The following is a 12,305-nucleotide window of genomic DNA, read 5'->3' as shown; positions in this document are numbered from 1 at the left end:
ATGGATTTTCATGTAATGACATTATTTCCGGATATGATTATGCAGGGACTTTCGGACAGTGTGATCGGCCGTGCCGTCAGAAAAGGAACCATCGGCCTGCATACAGTGAATATCCGTGATTATTCTCTGGATAAGCATAAACATGTGGATGATTATCCTTATGGCGGAGGCGCAGGTATGGTGATGCAGCCGGAGCCGATTTATGCCTGCTATCAGGATATCGTCGGCAAGATGGATAAAAAGCCCCGTGTGATCTATATGACGCCTCAGGGCAGAGTTTTCAGCCAGGAAATTGCTGAAGAATTGTCAAAGGAAGAATCTCTGATTTTTCTTTGCGGTCATTATGAGGGCATTGATGAGCGTGTGCTGGATGAGATTGTCACAGACCATCTTTCTATTGGCGATTATGTTCTGACCGGTGGCGAACTGCCGGCCATGGTGATGATCGATACCATTGCCCGACTGGTACCGGGGGTACTCAACAACAGTGAATCTGCGGAGTATGACTCTTTCCAGGATGGTCTTCTGGAATATCCCCAGTATACAAGGCCGGAGATCTGGCATGACAAGCAGGTACCGGAAGTCCTTTTGTCCGGGCATCATGGCAATATTGAGAAGTGGCGCAGACAGCAGTCTTTGAAGCGGACCTTTGAGAGAAGGCCGGAATTGCTGGAACAGGAGAAAGTACAGGAGGCTTTGACGAAGAAGGATAGAGAATATCTGTCAGAGTTGGAAAATCCTGAGGATACATTGTGAAAATTTTGAAGGAATCAAAGAAAATCGTCAAAATGACTTGCATTTCAGTGAATCCTATGATAAAATGTAATGCGCTGGTGCGTAAGCGTATCACTGCAGTTGCTCTTTAGCTGATGTACGAGTGATATTTGGCACCGGCGGTAATTGTAAGAAATGGATGGTCCTCTGCTGCAGGAGAATGCATTAAGAACATCTGGATATTATAAGGAGGTTCATTATGAACGATATTATTAAAAGCATTGAAGAAGCTCAGTTAAAATCTGATATTACACCATTTTCTGTTGGCGATACAGTTAAAGTATATGCTAAAGTAAAAGAAGGCAACAGAGAAAGAACACAGGTTTTCGAAGGAACTGTTATTAAGAGACAGAACGGCAGCAACCGTGAGACATTTACAGTTAGAAAGAGCTCTAACGGTATCGGCGTTGAGAAGACATGGCCGCTTCATTCCCCAATCGTTGAGAAGATTGAAGTTACAAGACATGGTAAAGTAAGACGTGCGAAACTGTTCTACTTAAGAGACAGAGTTGGTAAGAAAGCTAAAGTTAAAGAATTGGTTAAATAATCAGTAAACACAGAAGTAAGATAATTGGGACAAATACATATGTACTTGTCCCATTTTCTTTAGTGAGGGCGGTAAATGAGAAAAGTTCCATTATCAAAGAAGCAAAAGCGTGCAGAGAAGATTAAGAAGACATTGATCCATGTCGGTATCTGGCTTCTTGGGCTGCTGATAGTTATTGCACTTGGTGTTTTTGCGGTGCGTGGTTTTGGTATTAAGACAGTGATCATTGATCAGTCGATGAACCCGACACTGCAGAATGAGGATGTTGTATTGCTGAATAAGCTCTCTAATAAGATAGGTTCACCGAAGCGGATGGATGTTGTTGCTGTCAGAATCGGTGCATCCGAGAACAGTCCGACCTATGTGCGGAGAATTATCGGTCTTCCGGGGGAGACTGTACAGATCAAAGACGGCAAGGTGTATATTGATGACACTGAACTGGAACTGACATTTAATGATGCGGCCATAGAGAATGCCGGTGTCGCCGAGAAGGGTGAGACCCTTGGGGACAATGAGTATTTTGTTTTATGTGATGATTATAATAATAACCGGGATGACAGCCGATTAGACAGTATAGGAACTATTGATTCGGATCAGATTCTCGGAAAGGTATGGCTGATTCGTTCACCACTGTCACGCCTTGGTCTGGTACATTAAACACAGGACATTATTGAAATTGAACAGTTAAGAACAGGAGAATTTATGAATATACAGTGGTATCCGGGACATATGACGAAAGCACGTCGTATGATGCAGGAAGATATTAAGCTTATTGATATTGTGATTGAACTGGTGGATGCAAGACTGCCTCTGGCCAGCAAGAATCCTGATATTGATGATCTGGCGAAGGGGAAGGCAAGGCTGATCCTTCTGAATAAATCAGATATGGCCGATCCGAAGTACACAAAGCTTTGGGAGAGCTATTTCAAGGCAAAAGGATTTTTTGTACTTCAGATCAACGCACGTACCGGTGCCGGTATGAAAGCTGTTACCGGTGTTGTTAATGAGGCGTGCAAAGAGAAGATTGAACGTGACCGCAGACGAGGCATTAAGAATCGCCCGATCAGAGCGATGATCGTGGGTATTCCGAATGTAGGAAAGTCCACGTTTATCAACAGCTATGCGGGCAAAGCCTGCACAAAGACCGGCAACAAACCGGGTGTAACAAAGGGCAAACAGTGGATCAAGCTGAACAAGAATGTTGAACTTTTGGATACGCCGGGAATTTTGTGGCCGAAGTTCGAAGATCAGGCAGTAGGACAGAAGCTTGCTATTTCCGGATCGATCAAGGATGATATCCTTAATATTACAGAACTTGCCATGAAGCTGGCAGATTATATGAGTAAGAATTATCCGGGAACGATGGCTTCTCGTTATGGTATTGAAGAGAGTGACGACAGTGTGAAGGTACTGGCGGATATTGCTATTGCCAAATGTTGTTTGATGAAAGGCGGAGAGCCGAATATCGACAAGGCAGCTTCCATGTTGATTGATGATTTCAGAAGTCTCAGACTTGGAAAGGTGACACTGGAACAGCCGCCTCAGTCAGAAGAGGAATGATAGAAATTGGTTCAGGAAAAGATTGAGATAATCAGAGATAAGTTCAAGAATGCATCAATAGAAAAACTGCCGGAATTGATGACAACTTACCGAGAAGATGGTCGAATTGGTGTCGGCAAGATTCTGGAAAGGGCACAGAAAAAATTGGATGCGTACAACAAAGAACTTGATCGTGTGCAGAAGATGCTTTCTTATGAAAGACAGTATGGAGAATGCGGTGTTATCTGCGGTATTGATGAAGCCGGACGGGGGCCTTTAGCCGGTCCTGTTGTTGCAGCGGCTGTTATTTTGGATATAAACTGTCCGATTCTTTATGTCAATGATTCTAAGAAGCTTTCAGAGAAGAAGCGGGAAGAATTGTACGATGAGATTATGGAGAAGGCTGTCAGTGTGGGTGTAGGCATTGCGTCACCGGAGACGATTGATGAGATTAATATTCTTCAGGCAGATTATGTGGCCATGCGGGAGGCTGTGAGTCAGTTGGCACCGAAGCCGGAAGTATTCCTAAATGATGCGGTGACCATTCCGGGCATTGAGGGCAGACAGGTGCCGATTATCAAGGGTGATGCCAAGAGCCTTTCTATTGCAGCGGCCAGTATCATTGCAAAGGTGACAAGGGATCGTATGATGCGTGAGTATGACAAACTGTTTCCTGAGTATGATTTTGCAAAGAATAAAGGATATGGAACAGCGGAGCATGTGGCGGCACTAAAGACATTTGGACCAACGCCGATTCACAGAAGAAGTTTTATATCCAATTTCATTTAGTGGGGGACGGTGTATGAACCATGTCGAGAAAGGCCATTATTATGAGCAGGAGGCTGCAGATTACCTGATATCCTGTGGCTATCGGATTTTGGAAACGAATTACCGATGCCGTCATGCAGAGATTGACCTGATTGCCATGGATGGTGACTATCTTGTTTTTGTGGAAGTCAAATACAGACAGTCTGACAGGGTTCAGTCACCCTCTGAAGCAGTTGATGGGAAGAAGCAGCGACAGATCAGTCTGGCTGCAGATCAATATTTGCTGAAGCATAAGGTGAGTGAGGAACAGCTTTGCCGGTTTGATGTAGTTGCTTTTTTGAAGGAACGGCCGATTTTATATAAGAATGCATTTGAGTATCAGGGAGCGAAAGGATGGTAGCAGTGACAGGAAGCGGAACAACAGAATTAAAAGAGAAAAATCACGTGCCGTATATACAGTTTAAGAATTTGTCTGCCACAGGCATTGTGAAGCATGGTTTTTCAACGAGAAAAGGCGGTGTGAGTACCGGTATTTTTTCGTCGATGAATCTGAATTTCAAGCGCGGAGATGATCCGGATGCCGTGTTGGAGAATTATCGCAGAATGGCTGCTGCTCTGAATATGCGTGTGGAGGATATGGTTTTGTCTGATCAGACGCATACAACCAATGTCCGTGTCATCACAGAGGAGGACAGGGGCAAAGGCATTTTGAGACCGCAGGATTACAGTGATGTGGACGGCATGATCACCAATGTTCCGGGAATTGTTCTTGTGACATCATATGCGGATTGTGTGCCCCTTTATTTCGTTGATCCGGTTAGAAAAGCCATCGGTCTGTCTCATTCAGGCTGGAAGGGAACAGTTGGTCATATCGGACAGAAGACTGTTGAGAAGATGCATGAGGTTTATGGCTCCGAGCCGAAGGATATCGTTGCAGCCATTGGCCCTTCTATCTGCCAGAGCTGTTATGAGGTCAGCGATGATGTGGCGGAGGCTTTCAGAGCCAATTTTACAGCCGATGAGGCAGCAGATATTTTGCTTGATAAAGGCAATGGCAAGTATCAGCTGGATTTGTGGAAAGCCAATTGGTATGTACTGACAGATGCAGGCATTCTTCCTGAACATTTGTCTGTGACAGATCTCTGCACAGCTTGTCATCCGGACCTTTTGTGGTCCCATCGAAAGACAAATGGGCAAAGAGGCGGTTTATCTGCGTTTCTGTCCCTGATCGATACGTCTGTTTAGAAAACGGAGTAGAAGAATTATGAAGAAACATTTACATGTGATCCAGTCAATTGTTCCCGGTAGTATTGCAGAGGAAATGGAGCTGCAGCCCGGTGATACAGTCCTTGCTATCAATGGCCAGGATATCGAGGATGTGTTTGACTATCATTATCTGGTCAATGATGAATATATTGAAATGTTGATCCGCACGGCTGATGGAACGGAAGAAGTGCTGGAGATTGAGAAGGATTACGATGAAGATATCGGTATCGTATTCGAGTCCAGTCTGATGGACGATTATCGCTCTTGCAGCAATAACTGTATTTTCTGCTTTATCGATCAGCTTCCGAAGGGCATGCGTGAGACGATGTATTTCAAGGATGATGATTCCAGACTTTCCTTCCTTCAGGGCAATTATATTACTATGACGAACATGAAGGACGAGGCGTTGGAGCGTATCATTCGATACAAGCTGGAACCCATCAATGTTTCAGTGCATACAACCAATCCGGAACTGCGGTGTATGATGCTGCACAACCGTTTTGCGGGCAAGATCATGGAGCAGCTTCAGAAACTTTATGAGGGCGGTATTATCATGAATGGTCAGATCGTTCTCTGCAAGAACGTCAACGATGGTGAAGAACTGGAGAGAAGTATTCGTGACCTGTCCGGCTTTATCCCGAACATTGAGAGCGTTTCTGTGGTACCGGTAGGCCTTTCTGACCACAGAGAGGGTCTTTATCCGTTGGAACCTTTTAACAGGGAGGACGCCAGAGAAGTTATTGCCTGCATTGAGAAATGGCAGAAGAAGCTGTATGAGGAGTATGGTACACACTTTATCCATGCTTCGGATGAATGGTATCTTCTGGCGGGATATGAGATGCCGGAGGAAGAACGCTATGACGGTTATCTTCAGCTGGAAAATGGCGTTGGTATGATCCGGCTTCTGACGGAGGAGTTTCATGAGGGACTGAAAGAAGCTGTTACAGACGGCAAAAAGCGCCATGTGACGATTGCAACAGGACATTCTGCTGTGGGAACCATTCGAAAACTGGCAGAAGAGCTTTGTGAGAAGTTCCCTAATGTGACTGTAGATGTCTATGAAATTGTGAATCATTTTTTTGGAGAACAGATAACGGTTTCAGGGCTGATGACAGGAACAGATCTGAAGGAACAGCTTCAGGGCAAAGATCTCGGTGAGACGCTGCTGCTTCCGGTCAATATTCTTCGAAGTGGTGAGGATGTGCAGATACTTTTGGATGATATAACGATTCCTGAACTTGAAAATACTTTACAAATTCCGATTTCGATTGTACAATCAAACGGACAGGACCTGGTAGATAAAATTCTGGGAAGAGGTGAGATAGATGAGTAAACCAATTGTGGCTATTATAGGTAGGCCGAATGTAGGTAAATCAACTTTATTCAATGCCCTGGCAGGACAGCAGATTTCTATTGTCAAGGATACGCCGGGAGTAACAAGAGACCGAATTTATGCAGATGTAAACTGGCTGAATACACAGTTTACAATGATTGATACAGGTGGTATTGAACCATCTACCAATGATCTGATCTTGAAGAGCATGCGTGAGCAGGCTGAGATCGCCATTGAGACAGCGGATGTGATCATCTTTCTGACGGATGTGCGTCAGGGGGTTGTAGATGCGGATTTTCAGGTTGCCAATATGATCCGTCGTTCAGGCAAGCCGGTTGTTCTCGTTGTCAACAAGGTGGATAATTTTAAGACCATGATGGCGGATGTCTATGAATTCTATAATTTAGGACTGGGAGATCCGATGCCGATTAGCGGCAATTCCAAGCTTGGACTGGGTGATATGCTGGACGAAGTCATCAAGCATTTTAAACCGGGTACAGCAGAAGAAGAGGAAGATGAACGTCCGCATGTTGCCATTGTGGGTAAGCCGAACGTAGGCAAGTCATCCCTGATCAACAAACTGACAGGTGAGAATCGTGTTATTGTCAGCAATATTGCCGGTACAACACGTGATGCCATCGATACGGTGATCAAGCACAACGGCAAGGAATATGTTTTCATCGATACAGCAGGTTTGCGCCGTAAGAGCAAGATCAAGGAGGATATTGAACGTTATAGTATTATCCGTACGGTTTCGGCGGTGGAGCGTGCCAATGTGGTGGTTCTGATGATTGATGCCAAGGAAGGTGTGACAGAACAGGATGCCAAGATCGCAGGTATTGCCCATGAGCGCGGCAAGGGTATGATCATTGCAGTGAACAAGTGGGATGCCATCGAGAAAGATGACAAGACCATGAACAAGTTTACCAAGGATGTCAGAGAGAAGCTGGCATTTATGCCATATGCAGAGATGCTGTTTATCTCGGCAGAGACAGGTCAGAGACTGCCGAAGCTTTTTGATACCATCGATGCGGTTATTGAGAATCATGCAATGCGTGTAGGTACAGGTGTTCTCAATGAGATACTCAGTGAGGCTGTTGCCATGAAACAGCCGCCATCAGATAAGGGCAGACGTCTGCGTCTTTACTATATTACACAGGTATCTGTCAAGCCGCCGACATTTGTCATCTTTATCAACGATAAAGAACTGACACATTTCTCTTATACCCGTTATATCGAGAATCAGATTCGTGAAACCTTCGGATTCCGCGGTACGCCGCTTCACTTTATCTATCGTGAAAGAAAGGATAAGGGTTAAAAATGGCAATTAAAGTCATTATCTGTCTGGTACTGGGTTATATTTTCGGATGTTTTCAGACAGGCTATTTCTATGGCAAATTATTCAAGGGAATTGATGTCCGCAATTACGGCAGCGGCAATGCCGGAACAACCAATACCCTTCGAACCCTGGGCAAGCCGGCCGGCTATATTGTCTTTCTTGGGGATGCCCTGAAGGCAGTATTTGCCGTTTGGATTGTGAGATATCTGCTGTTCCCGGGACTTGGTGATGTGACGAAGATTCTGGAGACCGTTACAGCTCTTGGCGTTGTTATCGGGCACAATTATCCCTTTTATATGCATTTTAAGGGCGGCAAAGGCATTGCGGCAACCGGTGGCTTTATGTTCGCACTGGATGTGCGCATCGCCCTGATCGCTGCGATTGTATTTGCGGTTGTATTCTTTACAACACGATATGTCTCCGTGGGTTCTTTGACCATTACGGCACTGTTCCCGATTCTTATGCTGATCTTTTATCCTGGACAGTGGGTGGTGTTTGGACTCAGTCTGATATTCACGGCACTGGCCTGGTGGCGGCATCGGGCGAATATTAAGCGGCTGATGAATGGGACAGAGAATAAATTTGAGAAAAAGAAACGGTAATAGAGTACGAATTGCGAAACTTCACGTTTATCGAAAGAATCCGTGTTCAACGATTCAAAGCAGGCACGTTTGCACTGCCTAATGCTGGCAGCAGTACATAAGGTCCTAAAGAACAGGACCTAAGTACCGGCCGCATTAGAAACCACCTGCTTATGAATGCGTTGAACACGGATTTTTTTTGGAGACTGAGAGTTTCACAATTTTTCTATTTCTCTGATGGAGAACACAGCTGATTGGAGAAAGTGTCGGAAGTATCTATTGAAAATAAAATGTGTTTAGCTGGTTGTAGCGCCTGGAATTTTTTATTATAATAAAAAGAAAAGGGAGTATTGAAAAGTCATGTTTGAAGACAAAAGTATACAAATTATTTTCGGTGTTATTTTTTGTATAATATTAATTGTCTTTATTAAGAATATGGTAGGATTTTTAGATCAAAAAAGAAACTATAGGGCAATGCAAATAGTAAAGAATACTAGTTTGCGGTATAAGGCTTTGATAGAATTGAACGATTCGTTTCATTTTTGTGATATAGAGAGAATTTACATATTTTCAAAAAACGTAAAATCTAAAGCTCAGTTTGACAAATTTAATTATGATAAATTATTTGAAGAAAAAGTTAGAAAACTAATGCTTGTTTCTAAAGAGATTATGGATAACGTAAAGAAAAATGAGGAATTACTACCACATTATAATGAGCAATTGGATAAATTACCTTTATATGCAGGAATTTCTGAGGCAAAAATGAATAAAGTTACATATAAATTATATTCTAAATGGGAAAGAAAATTAATTGAGGAAAGTACATTGCATCCTGTTATAGAACCTAAATGGGAATGCAGTTGTTATTATATTAGTCCGAAAGGAAGAAATAGATATTCAAGTAAACGTCAATATTCATTAGAAGAAATGAAATATTATTATGATAAGAATGTAGAACAAGAAGAAAAAGTGTGTACAAAGGAATATCAACGTAAGTTGATGACCGATTCGCAGTCATGATTGGTGTTTGAAAGGAGGCAGTTTATGAGAGATTTTCTGGTTTCGGGAACGATGCCGTTTATTTTGGTGATGTCAGTGTATTTTCTGGTAAGGTTTGTGATGTATCTTCTGCCTTCGAAGTCAAAGGGGACATTTCTTTTCAAGGCTCAGTGGCATTTTAAGAAGCCATGGCTGATTGTGCCGACTGTTGTTTTGGTTGTCGTTTATACAGGTTTTGGCCTTTGGTTTAGCGCGGATAAGATAGCGGACAGTGGATTAGAACGAATTTTGCAGTGGTGTCTGTTGTGCCTGCCGATTCTTTGGGTGGTACTGATGTTTTTGCCGGAGAAAATCTATACAAACGGTGTTTCGGATATCACACATTTCGATATGTGGCGTGAAATTGCAAGGGTTGAGCCGATCGGGGAGAATGCTTATAAGATTGTTCAGCGAAGTGGTGTAAAATATAAACTGTATCTGCATGAAGGCGATAGACTGCCTGTCAATTTGACAACACCAGATGATATAGGGACGGAAGCTTTTAAACATTAGAATTTATAGAAGAATATGTTCCTTAAATTGTCTGCTGCTCAGGAGAGAAAGTATTCTCTGATAGAGATAATTCATACGTCTAAGAGTCATACCTCTTTCATATAGTATATGGAATGATTGTAATATACTTATGGAAGGGGTATTTTTATGGATGAATTGCGTGTATATAGAGATATTCAGATGCGAACGGGCGGCGAGATCTATATTGGCGTTGTAGGGCCTGTACGTACAGGAAAATCCACTTTTATCAAACGTTTTATGGATCTGATGGTGCTGCCGGGAATTGATAATGTTCATGAACGGGAACAGGCCAGAGATGAACTGCCTCAGAGTGCGGCAGGGCGGACGATTATGACGACGGAACCGAAGTTTATTCCGAAAGAAGCGGTTTCGGTTCATATTTCCGATGATATCCAGGTTAAGATACGACTGATTGACTGTGTTGGCTTTATGGTGGATGGGGCGTCGGGACATATGGAGGATGATAAGGACCGGATGGTTAAGACGCCGTGGTATGAGGATCCGATTCCTTTTACAAAGGCAGCGCATATCGGCACTCAGAAAGTAATCCGGGATCATTCTACTATCGGGCTTGTGATTACAACGGACGGCAGTTTTGGTGAGATTGCCGGGGAAAGTTTTGCGGCGGCAGAGGAGATGGCTGTAGGTGAGCTGAAACAAATTGGCAAGCCATTTATTGTGGTAGTGAATACAACCCGGCCTTATGCCATGGAAACCCAGGAATTGTGCCGCAGGAAGGAAGAAAAATACGATATCAAATGTCTTCCGTTTAACTGCGATCAGCTGAAGCAGGAAGATATCCAGAATATTATGGCAACGATGCTTTTGGAGTTTCCGGTATCCCAGATTGATTTTTATACACCGAAATGGTTTGATCTTTTGCCGGAGGAGGGGGAAGTCAAGACGGCAGTGGCAGATACAGCCAGAGAATATCTGATGAATGTTCGCCATCTGAAGGATGTGCGTCCGATGCAGGAGAAGCTGACCTGCCCATACATAAAGAAATGCTTTATTGAAACGGTGAGTATGAGCGACGGGAAAGTCATCTTTCATCTGGAGATCGATCAGAAATATTATTACGAGCTGCTGTCAGAGTGGATGGGAATGCCGGTGAAGGGAGACTACGCTTTTTACAGGATTCTTCGCCAATTGTCGGAAAATCAGACAGCATATTCAGCGGTATCACAGGCGGTGGAATCTGCCAGAGCCAAAGGATACGGCGTGGTGGCACCGGAGAAAGCGGAGGTGCTTCTGGAGCCTCCGGTGCTCATTAAACATGGCAACCGTTATGGTTTTAAGATTAAGGCAAAGGCACCTTCGATTCACATGATCAAAGCCGGAATTGAGACGGAGATCGCGCCGATTGTGGGTGATCAGGCCCAGGCAGAAGAATTGATCACCTCCATGAACAATAGTCAGGAACAGGATCCGAAAGCCATCTGGGATACATTGATTTTCGGCAAAACTGTGGGACAGCTGGTGGAGGAAGGCATCCAGACGAAGGTTACCCGGATGTCGGAGAATAGTCAGGTTAAGATGCAGGAGGCCATTCAGAAGATTGTCAACGACGGCAATGGCAGTGTGATTTTTATTATTATATAACAGATTGCCGAGCTGTTTGGTCTGTGGATGGCTGTAAGGCTGTGCAGATAATTAAGATCAAAGTCAATAATGTCGAAAATCGCAGAAAGGCAGGTGGTTTTCGGCATTTTTTGCGTATTGCTGAATGAGAGATAGATGGTATAATAGAGAGAAGCGACAAATTCATAGAAAAAGTTGCTGAAATATATTCAAAGAGAGAATTTGTGCAGCAGGCTGTTGTACAAAATGAAAATAAATATAGATACTAAAAAAGGAAACTAAAACAATGCATACGAATCAAAATCACAAAACAACTTACAGAATCATCACAGCTCTCCTTCTCATCCTCTGGGTTGCCTTCATTTTCAGCAATTCCATGGACAATGCGGATGCTTCCACGTTAAAGAGCGGTGCGGTGCTGGCATTGCTTAGACGTATTTTTGGCAGTGAAGGGGCGGCCCTTACGGAGTTTATCGTCCGCAAGACAGCCCATTTCACGGAGTTTGCCATTGAAGGCGTGCTGCTGTTTTTGGTGGTGAAGGGTTATACCACGCGGCCGCTGCGGTTTCTCGGGTGGCCCCTGCTGACCGGTTTGATGACAGCTCTTACAGATGAGACAATCCAGCTTTTTTCACTGGGACGATCTTCTCAGGTGACAGATGTATGGATTGATTTTGCCGGAGTGGTGACGGGAACTTTACTGGCCTTTCTGGTGCAGGCTATTGTCCGCCGGTGCAAAAAATCGTGAGATTTGCACGGCGGGCTTTTTTTGCCGCCGTTTTTATGTTAAAATGAGCGGTAGTAAATCTGTCGGGATAAGACTGACAGGAAAATGGATGCAAGCGAAGGGATTGCTAAAAGAAACGCTTAATAGAAGGTGTTATCGATGTACTAGATACAGGCAATCAAAAGGACTTAAAACTTAATAACTAAAACTTCCCACACCGATACGGTGTGTTGAACCTTGAAAATTCAATATTTCAGCCAATAAAAAAGGCATAAACC

14 protein-coding genes are annotated in these 12,305 nt (G+C 43.7%); all 14 read left to right on the top strand.

The window, feature by feature from the left end:
- The 14 genes from trmD (at nucleotide 1) to WMO25_RS00795 (ending at nucleotide 12,048) form a co-directional block, all read left to right on the top strand.
- Nucleotides 1-756, top strand: a complete 756-nt coding sequence (gene trmD / locus WMO25_RS00860) for a tRNA (guanosine(37)-N1)-methyltransferase TrmD (protein WP_349083394.1) — start codon at nucleotides 1-3, stop codon at nucleotides 754-756.
- Nucleotides 757-973: 217 nt separating this feature from the next.
- Complete coding sequence (rplS, locus tag WMO25_RS00855; RefSeq protein ID WP_349083392.1) at nucleotides 974-1,321, top strand: 50S ribosomal protein L19; 348 nt, start codon at nucleotides 974-976, stop codon at nucleotides 1,319-1,321.
- Between the two features lie 75 nt (nucleotides 1,322-1,396).
- On the top strand, nucleotides 1,397-1,978 hold the full coding sequence (gene lepB / locus WMO25_RS00850; protein ID WP_253059672.1) for a signal peptidase I: 582 nt from the start codon (nucleotides 1,397-1,399) through the stop codon (nucleotides 1,976-1,978).
- A 45-nt stretch (nucleotides 1,979-2,023) separates the two neighbouring features.
- Nucleotides 2,024-2,881 carry a ribosome biogenesis GTPase YlqF gene (gene ylqF / locus WMO25_RS00845; protein ID WP_015514062.1) on the top strand — a complete coding sequence of 286 codons (858 nt, stop codon included), beginning with the start codon at nucleotides 2,024-2,026 and terminating at the stop codon, nucleotides 2,879-2,881.
- A gap of 6 nt (nucleotides 2,882-2,887) precedes the next feature.
- Nucleotides 2,888-3,649, top strand: a complete 762-nt coding sequence (gene rnhB, locus WMO25_RS00840; protein WP_349083388.1) for a ribonuclease HII — start codon at nucleotides 2,888-2,890, stop codon at nucleotides 3,647-3,649.
- Nucleotides 3,650-3,662: 13 nt separating this feature from the next.
- Nucleotides 3,663-4,028: a YraN family protein gene (locus tag WMO25_RS00835; RefSeq protein WP_015514063.1), complete on the top strand. Its 366-nt coding sequence runs from the start codon at nucleotides 3,663-3,665 to the stop codon at nucleotides 4,026-4,028.
- Nucleotides 4,022-4,873 (top strand): peptidoglycan editing factor PgeF, encoded by an 852-nt coding sequence (gene pgeF, locus WMO25_RS00830; protein ID WP_117528747.1) that lies wholly within the window; start codon nucleotides 4,022-4,024, stop codon nucleotides 4,871-4,873. Before WMO25_RS00835 ends, pgeF begins: the two co-directional genes overlap by 7 nt.
- A 19-nt stretch (nucleotides 4,874-4,892) precedes the next feature.
- Complete coding sequence (locus WMO25_RS00825) at nucleotides 4,893-6,227, top strand: DUF512 domain-containing protein (RefSeq protein ID WP_349083385.1); 1,335 nt, start codon at nucleotides 4,893-4,895, stop codon at nucleotides 6,225-6,227.
- Nucleotides 6,220-7,545 (top strand): ribosome biogenesis GTPase Der, encoded by a 1,326-nt coding sequence (gene der / locus WMO25_RS00820; RefSeq protein WP_349083382.1) that lies wholly within the window; start codon nucleotides 6,220-6,222, stop codon nucleotides 7,543-7,545. Before WMO25_RS00825 ends, der begins: the two co-directional genes overlap by 8 nt.
- A 2-nt stretch (nucleotides 7,546-7,547) precedes the next feature.
- A complete protein-coding gene (gene plsY / locus WMO25_RS00815) occupies nucleotides 7,548-8,168 on the top strand; it encodes a glycerol-3-phosphate 1-O-acyltransferase PlsY (protein WP_215689417.1) in 621 nt (206 codons plus the stop codon).
- Nucleotides 8,169-8,507: 339 nt separating this feature from the next.
- Nucleotides 8,508-9,167 (top strand): hypothetical protein, encoded by a 660-nt coding sequence (locus tag WMO25_RS00810; RefSeq protein ID WP_349083379.1) that lies wholly within the window; start codon nucleotides 8,508-8,510, stop codon nucleotides 9,165-9,167.
- 24 nt (nucleotides 9,168-9,191) lie between these two features.
- Nucleotides 9,192-9,698 (top strand): hypothetical protein, encoded by a 507-nt coding sequence (locus WMO25_RS00805; RefSeq protein ID WP_250797131.1) that lies wholly within the window; start codon nucleotides 9,192-9,194, stop codon nucleotides 9,696-9,698.
- 147 nt (nucleotides 9,699-9,845) lie between these two features.
- A complete protein-coding gene (spoIVA, locus tag WMO25_RS00800) occupies nucleotides 9,846-11,321 on the top strand; it encodes a stage IV sporulation protein A (RefSeq protein WP_349083377.1) in 1,476 nt (491 codons plus the stop codon).
- A gap of 265 nt (nucleotides 11,322-11,586) precedes the next feature.
- Nucleotides 11,587-12,048 carry a VanZ family protein gene (locus WMO25_RS00795; protein WP_349083375.1) on the top strand — a complete coding sequence of 154 codons (462 nt, stop codon included), beginning with the start codon at nucleotides 11,587-11,589 and terminating at the stop codon, nucleotides 12,046-12,048.
- Nucleotides 12,049-12,305: the final 257 nt, after the last annotated feature.

The sequence above is a fragment of the Coprococcus intestinihominis genome (genome assembly GCF_040096555.1).
Lineage (GTDB): Bacteria > Bacillota > Clostridia > Lachnospirales > Lachnospiraceae > Coprococcus_A > Coprococcus_A intestinihominis.
The sequence above is the reverse complement of the archived record's forward strand: the minus strand, read 5'-3'. Positions and strand labels throughout refer to the sequence as shown.